Below are 15,429 nucleotides of genomic sequence, written 5' to 3' on the forward strand. Positions count from 1 at the left end.
ATTTGTCACAAATTCACCATAAAGCAGTGAGGAAATCCTAATCCTCATTGCTTTATTGATGCTGAGCAACTCTCGCGCTAGCCAAAAGAGGTAAAAATAATGCAGGCGGGACGGGTTGTTTATTCTCCTAATTATAAAACTTGCCGTAATTGGGCCAATGGCCTGAATTAAGTAATCACCCTCCTGCTTATTTACTCATTTTTTTGAATTAATCGGACGTCATCCTCACGGATGTTCTCCATTTTCTGGAATGCAACCAAGTGGGAATCTTATGAAAGAGACCAACGAATCCCGACTGTTAACCGCAGAAGTCACCCGCCGAAAACTGGTCCAAACGACACTGATTGGCGGGCTGGCCGTAGCAACCAGCACGTTTTCGCTGCCGTTCTCCCGCACGGCTCGAGCTGTTCAATCGGCAATAAGCCCGGCCAACAGCGATAAAGTGATATGGAGTGCTTGTACCGTTAACTGCGGTAGCCGCTGTCCATTACGTATGCATGTGGTTAATGACGAAATTAAATACGTCGAAACCGATAATACCGGCGATGATAATTTTGATGGGCTACATCAGGTGCGCGCTTGTTTGCGAGGGCGCTCAATGCGCCGCCGAGTGTATAACCCTGACCGGTTAAAATATCCGATGAAGCGTATTGGCGCACGTGGGGAAGGTAAGTTCAAACGCATTTCGTGGGAAGAAGCATTTGATACTATCGCCGCCAGTATGCAGCACATCATTAAGGAATACAGTAACGAGGCCATCTATCTGAACTATGGCACTGGTACCTTGGGTGGCACCATGACTCGCTCTTGGCCGCCGGGTTCAACCTTATTGGCGCGGTTGATGAATTGCTGCGGTGGTTATCTCAATCATTATGGTGACTACAGTACTGCACAGATCGCCGCAGGTTTGAATTACACCTATGGCGGCTGGGCTGATGGTAATAGTCCATCAGATATTGAAAACAGTAAGTTGGTGGTGTTGTTCGGTAATAACCCTGGCGAAACCCGGATGAGTGGCGGCGGCGTGACCTATTATCTGGAGCAAGCGCGGGAAAAATCCAATGCCAAGATGATAGTGATTGACCCCCGCTATACTGATACCGCAGCAGGTCGCGAAGATGAGTGGATTCCACTGCGGCCGGGAACCGATGCGGCACTTGCCTCTGCGCTGGCTTATGTGATGATCACCGAAAATCTGGTCGATCAGCCATTCCTCGACAAATATTGTGTTGGCTATGACGAGAAAACCCTGCCGGAAGGTGCCCCGAAAAATGGTCATTATAAGGCTTATATTTTAGGGCAGGGGGCAGATAAAACCGCTAAAACGCCACAATGGGCAGAAGCAATTACCGGTATTCCTGCCGCAAAAATTATCAAACTGGGGCGCGAAATAGGCTCGGTCAAACCGGCTTACATTGCTCAAGGTTGGGGGCCGCAGCGCCATTCCAATGGCGAGAATACTAGCCGTGCTATTGCCATGTTAGCAATACTGACCGGTAACGTCGGGATTAATGGCGGTAATTCAGGGGCTCGTGAAGGTTCCTATGGTTTACCGTTTGTCCGTATGCCGACCTTGGAAAATCCGGTTAAAACCAGCATCTCCATGTTTATGTGGACTGATGCCATCGAGCGTGGTCCGGAAATGACTGCGACCCGTGATGGGGTGCGTGGCAAAGATAAATTGGATGTACCCATCAAGTTTATCTGGAACTACGCCAGTAACTGCCTAATTAATCAGCACGCTGAAATCAACCGCACTCATGAAATTCTGCAAGATGATACGAAGTGCGAAATGATTGTGGTCATCGATAACCACATGACGTCGTCGGCTAAATATGCCGATATTATTTTGCCAGACTGCACCGCTTCCGAGCAGATGGACTTCTGCCTTGATGCTTCTAGCGGCAATATGGCGTATGTCATCTTTGCCGATCAGGTGATCAAACCGCGCTTTGAATGCAAAAATATCTATGAGATGACTACTGAGCTGGCAAAACGCATGGGGGTCGAGCAGCAATTCACCGAAGGGCGCACTCAGGAAGGTTGGCTGCGCTACCTTTACCAGCAATCGCAGCAAGCCATTCCAGAGTTGCCTTCATTCGAGGAGTTCCGTCAGCAGGGCATCTTTAAAAAACGTGATCCTGAAGGCCATCATGTTGCCTATAAAGAGTTCCGCGCGGATCCGGAGGCTAACCCACTCAGCACGCCATCGGGCAAAATCGAGATTTACTCTGCCGAGCTGGCACAAATTGCGGCCACTTGGGAGCTACAACCGGACGATGTTATCGATCCACTGCCGGTCTATGCCGCCGGTTTCGAAAGCTTTGACGATCCTCTTAACCAGAAATATCCGCTGCAACTCACAGGGTTCCATTATAAAGCCAGAACCCACTCTACCTACGGTAACGTCGATGTACTGAAAGCATCTTGTCGTCAGGAGATGTGGATTAACCCGATAGATGCCGGTCAACGCAATATCAAGAATGGCGATATGGTGCGGATATTCAATGGTCGTGGCGAGGTACAGATTAACGCTAAAGTGACTCCGCGCATGATGCCGGGGGTTGTCGCACTGGGTGAAGGAGCGTGGTATAGCCCGGATGAGAAACGTATCGACCGAGCGGGCAGTATTAACGTCTTGACCACTCAGCGACCTTCTCCGTTGGCGAAAGGGAATCCATCCCATACCAACCTCGTTCAAGTAACCAAGGCATAAGGAGCTAAATGATGACGCAATATGGTTTTTACATCGACTCCAGCCGTTGCACGGGTTGTAAAACTTGCGAGCTGGCTTGCAAGGACTTTAAAAACTTATCAACCGATGTCAGTTTCCGGCGCATCTATGAATATGCTGGAGGGGATTGGCAACAAGATAACGGCGCATGGCACCAGAATGTGTTTGCTTACTATCTGTCTATTGCTTGCAACCACTGTAGTGACCCCGCCTGTACTAAAGTGTGTCCGACGGGGGCAATGCATAAACGAGACGATGGCTTTGTGGTAGTGAACGAGGATATTTGTATCGGTTGCCGCTACTGCCATATGGCTTGCCCATATGGTGCGCCGCAATATGATGCCGAAAAAGGGCATATGACCAAGTGTGATGGTTGCTACGAACGTGTGGCTGCAGGCAAAAAGCCGATTTGTGTCGAATCCTGCCCATTACGGGCGTTGGATATGGCCCCTATCGATGAACTGCGTGAAAAATACGGGGATTTAGCCGAAATAGCGCCATTACCAGCAGCGCATTTCACACTGCCGAATATTGTCGTGAAACCGAATGCCAACAGCCGCCCGGTCAGAGATACCACCGGTCATCTGGCAAATCCGGAGGAGGTGTAATATGGGCATGGGATGGCATGAATGGCCACTAATGGTCTTTACGGTACTGGGGCAGTGTGTAGTCGGGGGCTTTATTGTCCTTGGGCTGGCACTGATATTCGGTGGTTTGAATCGCGGACAACAGCAGCGGGTTCACCGCAGTATGTTTGTCTTGTGGGTGCTAATGGCGCTGGCCTTCATCGCCTCGACATTGCATTTAGGTTCGCCCATGCGTGCGTTCAACTCATTAAATAGAGTTGGAGAATCGGCACTGAGTAATGAGATTGCCGCCGGTTCGGTGTTCTTTGCTGTGGCTGGTTTTTACTGGTTGTTGGCAGTATTGGACAAAATGCCTGCCATGCTCGGCAAAATCTGGCTGGTGGTTGCCATGGTATTGGGCGTGGTATTTGTTTATGCCATGTGCAGGGTTTATTCCATTGATACGGTACCAACTTGGGATAATCTCTATACCCCGCTAGGCTTTGTATTGACGGTCTTTATCGGTGGCCCGATGTTAGGCTATCTGCTGCTGCAATTGGCTGGCATTACCAGGGATACAGCTTATGGGCGCATGATGCTGCAATTGCCGATGATCAGTGTATTGGCGCTGATTATCAGTATTGCCAGTGTCATCATGCAGGCGGCAAGTTTACCGACCATTTATAGCTCAGTACAACAGGCTTCAGAGCTGATCCCCCATTACGGTACGTTAATGGTATGGCGGTTAGTACTGCTGGTCTTGGGGCTGGGGTGCTGGATTTGCCCATTAATTCGTGGTCGTAACCCAATGACATTGGGGATGATCTTTGCCATGCTATTGATTATTGCCGGTGAATTGATTGGCCGTGGCGTATTTTATGGGCTGCATATGACGGTTGGTATGGCAGTCGGCGGGTAATTGTTTACCAGACAGCTACTGCGCTTCGCCATTCAGGGTTGGTGCAGTAGCTGGCTTAGTCTGAACCCGATATCATTCAGGATAATATTTAATGGTTGAAAACAATATTGCTTATCAACACATTGCGCTCACTGGCCGAGTGCTAGGCGCGCTGTTTTATTGTGAGCCAGATAGCCCGGCATGCAGTGATATTGTGGCGCAATTAAGTGGTGGTTCATGGGTAGCACAATGGCCCTATGGGAGTGAAGAACAGCTGGCTTCTATTGCCGCTTTGCTGGCGCAGCCGGATGTACAGGAAACACGGGAAGAAGCATGGCAGCGGTTATTTATTGGCCCTTATGCCTTGCCCGCTCCACCTTGGGGTTCAGTCTATCTGGATAAAGAAAATGTGCTGTTTGGCGATTCGACCCTAAAACTGCGCAACTGGATGGCCGAGCAGCAAGTGGAAGTCACACTGGATATGGAAGAACCGGAAGATCAATTCGGTTTATTGCTGATGATGGCGGCCTGGCTGGCAGAAAATCAACCCGAAAAGCTAGCTGATTTGCTGGCGGAACACTTACTACCTTGGGCTTACCGCTACCTGGATTTATTGCAATCCGACGCCGGGCACCCGTTTTATCAGGGGCTAGCTCAGTTAGCGACCTTAACACTGATTCAGTGGCAGCATGAATTACAGGTAACACCAGCAGTAATTAAGTTATATCGCTAGCACTATCCCACAGCTTAAAGCCCATTCTTCGATGGGCTTTTTATCTTAGATATTCCATTTCTCTGCTTCACTCTTACTGTTGTACTCACGAGTATTTCCTGTCTCCCATCGACTAATTTGTGACCGGCTTCTACTTTCCATGCTCTCATATTGGACAAGGCCAAGGGCGTTTGTATTATTAGGTTGAATATAAATTTAATAGTGAATATATATTCAATGCGGAGAAAAATAATGAAAAATACCCTACTGAAATCCTGTCTTACCGCAGCATTGATCTCAATGGCGGGTGTTGCTGGCGCTGCCAGTAACGGCCTGATCGCCATTATCACCCCGTCCCACGATAACCCATTCTTTAAAGCAGAGGCTGAAGGCGCTAAGGCCAAAGCGACGGAGCTGGGATACACCGTACTGGTTGCTTCTCATGATGATGATGTGAACAAACAGAACCAACTGCTGGAGACAGCCATTGCCCGTAAAGCCAAGGCGATCATTCTGGATAATGCGGGCTCTGATGCCACTATCGGACCATTGAAAAAAGCTAAGGCCGCCGGGATCCCGACCTTCCTGATTGACCGTGAAATCAATGAAACCGGTATTGCGGTCTCGCAAATTGTGTCGAACAACTATCAGGGCGCGCAATTGGGCGCAGAGAAATTCGTCGTACTGATGGGCGGCAAAGGCAAATATGTTGAATTGCTGGGCCGTGAATCTGATACCAACGCCCATGTCCGTTCACAAGGCTATCACGATGTGATTGACGAACACAGCGACATGAAAATGGTCGCCCAACAGACTGCAAACTGGAGCCAGACTGAAGCTTTCAACCGGATGGAGTCCATTTTGCAGGCTAACCCAGATATTACTGGGGTTATTTCCGGTAACGACACCATGGCGTTAGGCGCTGAAGCAGCATTAAAAGCGGCTGGGCGTAATGATGTCATCGTGGTCGGATTTGACGGCAGCGACTATGTTCGTGACTCAATCATCAACAAAGGCAATATCAAAGCCACCGTTCTCCAGCCGGGTTGGGCACAAGCTCAGATGGCGGTGGTTCAAGCTGATAAATATCTGAAAACCGGTTCAACCGGCCAGGAAGAAAAACAGCTGATGGATTGTGTATTAATTGATGAAAACAATGCCAAGAACCTGAATGTCTTTGCGCTGAAAGAGTAACGCCTTGAATAAGGTTCACTAAACACGCGTTTAAAGGCAATGAGGGGCGTCACTGCCCCTCCTGACAGGAGGCAGTATGTGGTTCAGTGCCCTATCGAAAGCAGGCGGGTTGATGGTTATCAGCGCTGTGCTGGTGGCTTGCACCGTGGTGGATTTGGATGAAAACGGCAAGCCGATTCTGCCGGTCGATCCCAATGCGGTAGTCAGTGACTACAACCAACCACCGGACAAAGTCGCCTCCACCATTTGGGTGAGCAAAGTGATGCCATTTGCCAACAGTAATGCGGTGAGTTGGCAACAGATTAAACAGCAGCAAAATCAGCCAGTACCAGGGAAAAATAGCCAAAGTCGCTTTGTTCGCTTTAGTGGCAAAGTGGTGGCGGTAGAAACAGAAGGGCGGGAAGGAGTGATGAAAGTCGCAGTCGATGGTGATGAGCAAGTGTTGCAATTGGGGCCCATCGTCAAAGGCAATGCTATCCGTGATGCATCAACCTTTATCCGTTTCGAAGATTTTAAGAACCAAGTGCAATACGCCCAGCTTTCTAAGGCATTAAGCAAACGTGCTTTGCAGGATGTGGCAAAACCCGATGCCAGTTGGGTCGGGCAGCAAGTCGAGGTCTTGGCCGCGATGACATTAACCCCGACCAGCCTGACTAATGCGGTGCCACTCAGTTTGAATAAGGAGAGCCATTAATGGACCACAGACCTGACATTGTCATGCGTGCTGAGGACATTTCCATGCGTTTTCCTGGTACGTTGGCATTAGATGCCGTCAGTTACAATGTGTATCGCGGCAAAGTGAATGTGATTATTGGTGAGAATGGTGCCGGAAAATCGACACTAATGAAGATTTTGGCCGGGGTGCAGCAACAGACATCTGGGCAAATCTACCTGAATCAGCAGCCGGTAACCATTGCCAATACTCGCGAGGCAGCGGCACTCGGTATCGGCATGGTGCATCAGGAGCTAAACCTGTCAGAAAATCTCAATGTCGCGGAAAATATTTTCCTGGGCCGCGAGATCCAGCAAGGTTTGAAACCTATTAATCAGGCCGCGCAGGAACTGATTGCTGAACAACTGATGGTGCGTCTTGATCAGGCCATTTCACCGAAAGAAATGGTCTCAAATCTCAAAGTCGGCCAGCAGCAGTTAATTGAGATTGCCAAGGCATTGGCAGAGCAGGCAGACATTCTAATTCTGGATGAGCCGACCTCTGCACTAAGCAAAACGGAAGTCGACATTCTGTTCCGGGTGATTCGTGAGCTGACGCGGCAGGGGGTTTCCATCGTCTACATTTCACATCGGCTGGAAGAGCTGATGGCGATTGGCGACTACATCACCATCCTGCGTGATGGGCGTTTCCAAGCGGAAGCTGCTGTTAAAGATATTGATGTGCCGTGGATTGTGCGTGAAATGCTGGGCAGTGACCCGGTTTCTAGCTTCCTCCATCCCGATCGGACTTTCGGTGCGCCAATGATGGAAGTGGATAACGTCACTTTAATCAATGAATCCGGTAATACCGTAGTGAATCGGGTTTCTCTGGCGGTTCGCGCGGGTGAAATTGTCGGTATTTATGGCTTGATGGGGGCGGGGCGTACTGAATTGTTCGAATGCCTGCTGGGCACTCAGCAAAACTATCTTGGCACTATTCGGCTTAATGGCACCGCGATTAACGCCAAAACTTCAACGGCAGAGCGCATCCGTCTAGGCATGAGTCTGGTGCCCGAAGACCGTAAAAAAACCGGCATTTTCCCTGTTTCCTCAGTGGCTAACAATCTGACCATTTCTAGCTTATGGCGTCGGTTGAAGCACCGTTTTGCCATCTGGCAGGAGAGTGAGTTACAGGTGGTGGCATCGGTTATTGGTGACTTATCGATCAAAGTCTCTTCACCGGAAGTCGAAATTCAGGCACTTAGTGGTGGTAATCAGCAAAAAGTGGTGATTGGCCGGTCATTGCTGACCAGCCCGAACATTTTACTGCTGGATGAACCAACTCGGGGTATTGACGTTGGCGCGAAAGCAGATGTGTTTGAAATGATGGTGAAACTCTCTGAGCAGGGAATTGGCATTCTGTTTTCCACCTCAGATCTGAAAGAAATTATGGCGGTATCGGACCGCATTCTGGTGATGTCGAACGGCAAACTGACGGCGAATGTTTCTCGTCAGTCGGCCAGTGAATCGGCATTGGTTACGGCAAGCGCACAAGGGTTTGAATGATGAAAGCAACAACTGGCACTGCGTTGGCGAGTCACCAGCCCGGTGGAGCGTCGTGGTCACGGGAAAACATGCTGCTGCTTCTACTAAAGATGCGCACTTTTATTGCCCTGTTCCTGATCCTTGGCTTCTTCTCGGTGATGGTTCCGGGGTTTCTGGCGACTGGTAGCCTGATCATTATGGTGAAGCATATTGCGATCAATGCTTTCCTCGCCTTAGGCATCACTTTTGTCATTATCACCGCCGGTATTGACCTTTCTATTGGGGCCACTTTGGGGCTTTGCGGCATGATTGCCGGCTGGATGATTACCCAAGGCATTGTTTTACCGATGTTTGGTATTGCCATTTTCCCAAGTGTTTGGGTTGTGGTGCCGGTAGTATTGGTTATCGGGGCGCTGATTGGTGCGGTCAATGGTTGGATAATTACTCGCTATAACGTCGCCCCTTTCATCTGCACCCTCGGCACCATGTATGTGGTCCGCGGCGCGGCCATGCTGATTTCCGGTGGTGAGACTTTCCCAGGTTTACAAGGGAATCCGCAACTGGGGAATACCGGCTTTGATCTGTTGGGGTCAGGCACGCTGCTGGGCTTGCCGATTGCTATCTGGATCATGTTTATTCTGGCGTTGGTCATTGCATATGTTGCACGCCGCCTGCCTTTTGGTCGCCATGTCTATGCCATCGGTGATAACGAACGTGCCGCAGAACTTTCTGGCGTCAAAGTGCGGCAGGTCAAAGTGTGGGTTTACACCATATCCGGTTTCTGTGCCGCGATTGCCGGGATCATTGTTTCTGCTCAACTGGTAGCCAGCCATCCAGCAAATGGCAGTGGCTTTGAGATGAATGCAATTGCTGCCGTTGTGCTCGGCGGGACTTCTCTGGCCGGGGGCCGCGGTACCATTCTGGGAACACTAATTGGTGCATTTGTTATCGGCATTCTGGCCGATGGGTTAGTCATGATGGGGGTCAGCGAATTTTGGCAAATGGTTATCAAAGGGATCGTGATTATTGTGGCCGTTATTATCGACCAGATGCAAAACCGAATGCAGCACAAGGCCGCCATTGTCTCGCAAAAGTCTAGCGTGGTGGCTGTTGGGAAGAGCGAGCAGGCATAAAAAGCCGATAGCAGCAAAAGGATAATCTCCATTTCCTGACCACAGAACACGAAAGATGTCATGCCGGGGGACGATTTCCGGACAGGCTTGATGAAAGCTATTTTTTAGCACCATCAGGAATAAATATTCCTAAGTGAGTAAAAATTCACTTACGGATAAAAATTAAAGAGAGGTAATGTCATGAATCCGTATTCACTGTCAGTCGATGAGCTGGTGAAAAAGGCACGGGCAATCCGTCGCCGGATAGTCCTGCTCAATGCGAACAGCCCTGCAGGGGGGCATACCGGTGCTGATCTTTCGCAAGTAGAGATTCTGACTGCACTCTATTTTCGCATCCTCAATTGCGCCCCCGATCGGCTTACCGACCCTGAGCGCGATATCTATGTGCAATCTAAAGGCCATGCTGTGGGCGGCTATTACTGCTGTTTGGCGGAGGCGGGCTATTTTCCTGAAGAATGGTTGGCAACTTACCAGCACGCCAACTCACATTTGCCGGGCCACCCGGTCAAACATAAAACGCCCGGAATTGAATTGAATACCGGTGCTTTGGGCCACGGCTTACCGGTCGCGGTGGGAATTGCATTGGCGGCAAAACGTGCCAACAGCAAGCGCCGGGTATTTGTTTTAACCGGTGACGGTGAATTGGCTGAGGGCAGTAACTGGGAGGCTGCGTTAGTGGCTGCTCACTATCAGTTAGACAACCTCATCATCATTAACGACAAAAACAAACTCCAACTGGCAGGCACCACGAAATCCATTATGAATACCGACCCGTTGGCGGATAAATGGCTGGCATTTGGTCTACAAGTCACTGAATGTCAGGGCAATAACATGCAATCGGTGGTGGACACTCTCGAAGCTTTACAACCCAAGGGTAAGCCCCATGTGGTGATTGCCAACACCGAAAAAGGTGCCGGAATCTCCTTTATTCAAGGGCGCGTGGAATGGCATCACCGGGTGCCGAAAGGCGCTGAAATTGATCTGGCACTGGAGGAATTGAGCGATGAGTAATGCAGAACATTTGGCCGCAGTGATGGTCGAGCAGTTTATTAAAGCCGTCGACAGCGGTGTAGATTTGGTCCCCGTGGTGGCTGATTCAACCTCGACGGCGAAAATCGGGCCTTTTATGACTCGTTTCCCAGATCGGGTGGTTAATGTCGGTATTGCCGAGCAAGCCATGGTGGGCACTGCGGTGGGATTATCCATGGGGGGGAAAGTGGCCGTGACCTGCAATGCCGCGCCATTCCTGATTTCACGCTCTAACGAACAGCTTAAAATTGATGTTTGCTACAACAACAGCAATGTAAAACTGTTTGGCCTTAACTCCGGTGCCAGTTATGGGCCACTGGCGAGTACTCACCACTGTATTGATGATATCGCTATCTTACGTGGCTTTGGCAATATTGAGATTTATGCGCCATCTGACCCACAAGAGTGTCGCCAGATAATCGATTATGCCCTCCAACATGTTGGACCGGTCTATATCCGTCTGGACGGTAAATCATTACCACCACTGCATGATGAACACTACCAATTCACTCCCGGCCAAATTGATGTTTTGCAGCAAGGTCAGGATATTACTCTGGTGGCTATGGGTTCTACAGTGCATGAGGCTGTAAGTGCTGCAGCCATACTGGCAGACAACAATGTTTCTGCTGCGGTGGTCAATGTTTCTTCTATTCGTCCGTGTGATACTCAGCAGCTGTTAGCCATTCTCCAAAACAGCCAGCGGGTGATTACCATCGAAGAACACAATATTAATGGCGGTGTGGGCAGTCTGGTGGCTGAAGTGTTGGCCGAAGCGGGGAGCGGTATTCCCTTGGTAAGACTGGGGATTCCTGACGGTGGTTATGCCATTGCTGCCGATAGGGCAGATATGCGTGCCTACCATGGTTTTGATGCGGCAGGCATTGTGGCTCGTGCTCTGCGGTTTTGTCGGGGAGAGTAACTATGCCGCTGAGTAGAAAGACCGAGTCGCCGGGCAAGCAAGCGATGTCGACACCGATTATTTTGGCGATTGATGAAGGCACCACTAATGCTAAGGCTATTGCGGTGGATACGGCCGGGCAGATTCGGGCGAAAGCTTCGGTTCCCCTACAGCTAGAGCACCCGCGCCCCGGCTGGGCGGAGCAGGACCCACTGGCGATCTGGCAAGCCGTTTCTTTGGCAATTGAAGGTTGTCTGAGCCAACTGGCCGGTGCCAGAGTTGCCGGTGTCGCTATCAGTAACCAGCGCGAATCAGTGCTTATTTGGGAGCGTGCGACCGGGACGCCACTTACTCCTGTGGTGAGTTGGCAGTGTCGACGTTCAGAGGCTTTCTGTCAGGCTCTGAGTCAATTACCTGAAGCGGCAATGGTCGCGCAGCGCACCGGGTTACAGATTGATCCTTTGTTCCCGGCAGCCAAGGTCCATGGCATGCTGGCGGACATCCCACAAGGTGTTGAGCGTGCAGCCCACGGCGAGCTCTGTGTCGGCACCATCGATTGTTGGCTGACCTGGCAACTCAGTGGCGGCCAAAGTTTCTCTACCGATTTTTCCAATGCCGCCCGTACTCAACTATTTAATATCCATTCGGGCCAGTGGGATCCAGACCTGTTGGCACTATTTGGCATCCCCAGCCTTTGTCTACCAGCGGTTTTACCCTCAGCGGCTATCCACGGACATACCGGTAATACTGGCATTATCGGTCTGAGCCAAGGTGTGCCGATAGTGGCACAAATTGGTGATTCACATGCCGCGCTCTATGGCCAAGGCGGTGACCGTGCCGGTGAAATCAAAGCCACTTATGGTACCGGCTCCTCTCTGATGACCACCGTGAGACAAGCTAGCGCGCAGAGCCATGGGCTGAGTACCACGATTGCCTGGCATGATGGCGAGTTGCGTTATGCCCTTGAAGGAAATATCACTCATACCGGCTCTGGGGTGGCGTGGGTTTCGCGCATGTTGGGGATCACCGACCTAGCCCTTCTGACCGAAATGGCACAAAGCCAACCGGGGAATCAAGGGGTTTACTTTGTCCCGGCATTATCAGGATTGGGCGCACCCTATTGGGACAGCCAGGCGCGCGGTCTGTTCTGCGGTCTGACCGATGCGACTACGCCCGCAGTATTGGCTCGCGCTGGGTTGGAGTCGGTTGCCTATCAAATAGCGGATGTCTTTTTTGCTATGGAGCAGGCCGGTCATCACCGCCTCGAACAATTACGTGTCGATGGCGGCGCTACCAGCAACCGCTGGCTGATGCAGTTTCAGGCCGATTTACTCCAGCGCACCCTGATACGCAACCACACCGCAGAAGTGTCCGCACTGGGTGCGGCCTATTTAGGGGGGAAAACCCTTGGCTGGTGGCAGGATAACCAGCAACTGGCGGCTCTCCCCCGTGAAGTGGAATACATCGAACCGCGCGCTCAAAGTGCGGAGATGCAAGATAACTATAGCCTCTGGCAATCGGCCATCGCGCGCGCGCGTTTCCAGCCGAAATAACCCACACTAGGAGTAAGCATATGTCAGCAATACCTCGTAAGTTAACTTTTGCGGTGATTATCGGCAATCGGGGATTCTTCCCAAGCTATCTAGTGGCAGACGCGCGCCGTGATGCTCAGGCACTGTTCGACCGTCTGGGAATTAACACTATTATGCTCAGTGAGGAGCAGACCCCACTGGGTGGGGTAGAAAACTGGCGCGATGCTAAAGTATGTGCCGAGTTATTCCGCAAGCATAGTGAAGAAATTCACGGCGTGGTGGTCATTCTGCCCAATTTTGGTGATGAAAAAAGTGTCTCTGATGCCATCCGCCTTTCGGGCCTTAAAGTGCCAGTGTTGGTGCAAGCAGAAGAAGATGCACTGGATAAAATGGGGCTGGCGACACGTCGAGACAGTTTCTGCGGCAAAATATCACTGTGCAACAACCTGCGCCAATATGGCATTCCATTCACATTGACGAAGCAGCATGTTTGCAGCTTAAACAGCGAAATCTTCAGTCGTGATGTCGAGCAGTTTGTGCAATTGTGCCGCGTGGTTCATGCCATGAAACGGGTGCGGGTTGGGGCTATTGGTGCTCGTCCGACTAACTTCAATACTGTACGTTACAGTGAGAAGTTATTAGAGAACCTAGGAATTACTGTTGAAACCCTCGACTTATCCGAGGTGTTTTTCCGGGTAGCTAACCTCAGTGATAACGATATCCGTGTCGGTGAAAAACTGGCATTGTTAAAAGCCAATGGCGATACCAGCGCTATCCCACAAGATAAACTGCACAAAATGGCAAAATTGTTTGTGGTCATCAGTGAATGGATTATCGCCAATGATATTGATACCACGGCCATGCAGTGCTGGACATCATTGCAACAGAATCTAGGCATTAACGTCTGTTCCATTATGAGTGTGATGTCCGGGCAATTGATGCCAAGTGCCTGCGAAGTCGATGTTATGGGGGCATTATCGATGTATGCGCTGGCGAGTTGCTCTCTGGCTCCCGCCTCTATTGCTGACTGGAACAATAACTTTGGCGCTGAGCGTGATAAATGCGTGCTATTCCATTGCGGTAACTTTGCCAGTGAAAGTCTGGAGAGTTCGACCATGGGGACAGCTGATATTATTGGCACAACCGTGGGTTGTGAGAATACGTGTGGTGCCGTCCATGGCCGCATGAAGTCCGGGCCTTTGACCTATTTCCGCCTATCTTCAGATGATTTTACAGGGCAAGTGCGGGCTTATGTTGGCGAGGGGCGCTCTGTGAGTGACGAATTAGACACCGTAGGATGCCGTGCGGTGGTTGAAGTACCGCAACTGGAAAGTTTACTGACCCATATCTGCAATAATGGTTTTGAGCACCATGTGGCGATGAACCATTCAGCTACAGCTCAAGTGCTGCAAGAAGCATTCAGTAAATACCTGGGTGTTGATTGCTACTGGCACGCGAAGTAAGAGCTTTCGCATTTAGCGAGACAATGATTCCGCACCAAGGACGGTGCGCTTAATGGCATGGTTATGCGGCTAATTATATGGTTATAGCAATGTCTCGGCGGTTAATCTGTCAGTAATTAATACATCTATATAGTGACCGTTCAGCGCCCCTCGAATAGCGGCACTTTTACCTATCCCGCCAGCTAGCGCCACGACCCGTGGGCAGGCACGCAATTGCGGTAAAGACATACCAATCACTGGATCTTCTTCGTCACTGAGTACCGCGTTACCTGCGGCATCAAAGTAATGCAGACATAAATCCCCCACGGCACCGCGCTCTGCCAGTAATTTCAGCATCTCTTCATGGTAATAGTTACCGGAATTTTTCAATAATTGCGAGGGCTCCAGATCGCCAATACCGACGAGAGCCAGGTCCACTTCAGCAAATTTATTCACCACATCCGCGACTTCGCCACTGGAGATCAAACGGGCACGGTCTTCTGTTGAGCGTTCAATACTTTGTGCTGGCAGTAAATAAGCCGGGCAATTTAAAATGTTTGCCAATGATTGAGTTAATAATGTGGCCTGCACATTGCCGTTAGGGCCAACTCCGCCCAATAATTGGATGACACCACTGGTTTTGATATTAAGGGGGTGAAGGTTATCAACCATCGCCCGGATGGTACTGCTCCACGAAGAGATACCGACCATATCGTTTGGCCGAATACTGGTTTGCATGTAGTGAGCTGCAGCAGAACCAATCGCTTGTTTTATCTGCATCGGGCTGGCGTCATCGGCAATATCAACCACTATGGCCTGGTCGATACCATAGTGTTTTTGAATGCGTGATTCGATGCCAATAAACATGTTAGCAGGCTGGATAACACTGATTTTAACCACGCCTTCTTTGACGCAACGAGTTATCGCACGGGATACAAAAGACTGAGATAAATGCAGGCTGTCAGCAATTTCAGATTGCTTCATTCCTTCGGTGTAATACAGCGTGGCGATTTTCACCAGCAACCGTTGCTCATCTTGTCTCGACATGGTTCCATCCCGCTAATTACTTGATGCTGGTATTTTTATTCAAAGCCG

At 50.3% G+C, this 15,429-nt stretch carries 13 protein-coding genes; 12 read left to right on the forward strand and 1 reads right to left on the reverse strand.

Translation table 11 applies throughout. From position 1 onward, the window contains the following. Window positions 1-271: 271 nt before the first annotated feature. The 12 genes from dmsA (at window position 272) to DJ58_RS04530 (ending at window position 14,355) form a co-directional block, all read left to right on the forward strand. Entirely contained in the window at window positions 272-2,716 is a 2,445-nt protein-coding gene (gene dmsA / locus DJ58_RS04585; RefSeq protein ID WP_004706366.1) for a dimethylsulfoxide reductase subunit A, read from the forward strand. An 8-nt stretch (window positions 2,717-2,724) separates the two neighbouring features. Further along, complete coding sequence (locus DJ58_RS04580) at window positions 2,725-3,342, forward strand: DMSO/selenate family reductase complex B subunit (RefSeq protein ID WP_004706367.1); 618 nt, start codon at window positions 2,725-2,727, stop codon at window positions 3,340-3,342. A 1-nt stretch (window position 3,343) separates the two neighbouring features. After that, entirely contained in the window at window positions 3,344-4,219 is an 876-nt protein-coding gene (locus DJ58_RS04575; protein ID WP_004706368.1) for a dimethyl sulfoxide reductase anchor subunit family protein, read from the forward strand. 91 nt (window positions 4,220-4,310) lie between these two features. Beyond that, window positions 4,311-4,931: a Tat proofreading chaperone DmsD gene (dmsD, locus tag DJ58_RS04570; protein WP_004706369.1), complete on the forward strand. Its 621-nt coding sequence runs from the start codon at window positions 4,311-4,313 to the stop codon at window positions 4,929-4,931. Window positions 4,932-5,162: 231 nt separating this feature from the next. Further along, window positions 5,163-6,104: a D-ribose ABC transporter substrate-binding protein gene (locus DJ58_RS04565; RefSeq protein ID WP_019080371.1), complete on the forward strand. Its 942-nt coding sequence runs from the start codon at window positions 5,163-5,165 to the stop codon at window positions 6,102-6,104. 76 nt (window positions 6,105-6,180) lie between these two features. Continuing rightward, window positions 6,181-6,798, forward strand: a complete 618-nt coding sequence (locus DJ58_RS04560) for a DUF2291 family protein (RefSeq protein ID WP_004706371.1) — start codon at window positions 6,181-6,183, stop codon at window positions 6,796-6,798. Beyond that, the gene (locus DJ58_RS04555; protein ID WP_032910049.1) at window positions 6,798-8,321 is read left to right on the forward strand and encodes a sugar ABC transporter ATP-binding protein; all 1,524 of its coding nucleotides are present in this window, start codon (window positions 6,798-6,800) and stop codon (window positions 8,319-8,321) included. Before DJ58_RS04560 ends, DJ58_RS04555 begins: the two co-directional genes overlap by 1 nt. After that, window positions 8,321-9,433, forward strand: a complete 1,113-nt coding sequence (locus DJ58_RS04550; protein WP_032910051.1) for an ABC transporter permease — start codon at window positions 8,321-8,323, stop codon at window positions 9,431-9,433. Before DJ58_RS04555 ends, DJ58_RS04550 begins: the two co-directional genes overlap by 1 nt. Before the next feature lie 180 nt (window positions 9,434-9,613). Beyond that, window positions 9,614-10,444, forward strand: a complete 831-nt coding sequence (locus tag DJ58_RS04545; RefSeq protein ID WP_004706374.1) for a transketolase — start codon at window positions 9,614-9,616, stop codon at window positions 10,442-10,444. After that, window positions 10,437-11,381, forward strand: a complete 945-nt coding sequence (locus tag DJ58_RS04540; RefSeq protein ID WP_032910052.1) for a transketolase family protein — start codon at window positions 10,437-10,439, stop codon at window positions 11,379-11,381. The genes DJ58_RS04545 and DJ58_RS04540 overlap by 8 nt, the downstream gene beginning before the upstream one ends. A gap of 44 nt (window positions 11,382-11,425) precedes the next feature. Then, window positions 11,426-12,913, forward strand: a complete 1,488-nt coding sequence (locus tag DJ58_RS04535) for an FGGY family carbohydrate kinase (protein ID WP_032910080.1) — start codon at window positions 11,426-11,428, stop codon at window positions 12,911-12,913. A 20-nt stretch (window positions 12,914-12,933) separates the two neighbouring features. Continuing rightward, window positions 12,934-14,355 carry an L-fucose/L-arabinose isomerase family protein gene (locus DJ58_RS04530; protein WP_004706377.1) on the forward strand — a complete coding sequence of 474 codons (1,422 nt, stop codon included), beginning with the start codon at window positions 12,934-12,936 and terminating at the stop codon, window positions 14,353-14,355. An 81-nt stretch (window positions 14,356-14,436) separates the two neighbouring features. Here the strand turns inward: DJ58_RS04530 and DJ58_RS04525 are convergent, their stop codons facing one another. Next, on the reverse strand, window positions 14,437-15,381 hold the full coding sequence (locus DJ58_RS04525) for a sugar-binding transcriptional regulator (RefSeq protein ID WP_004706378.1): 945 nt from the start codon (window positions 15,379-15,381) through the stop codon (window positions 14,437-14,439). Window positions 15,382-15,429: the final 48 nt, after the last annotated feature.

The organism is Yersinia frederiksenii ATCC 33641 (assembly GCF_000754805.1).
Taxonomy (GTDB): domain Bacteria; phylum Pseudomonadota; class Gammaproteobacteria; order Enterobacterales; family Enterobacteriaceae; genus Yersinia; species Yersinia frederiksenii.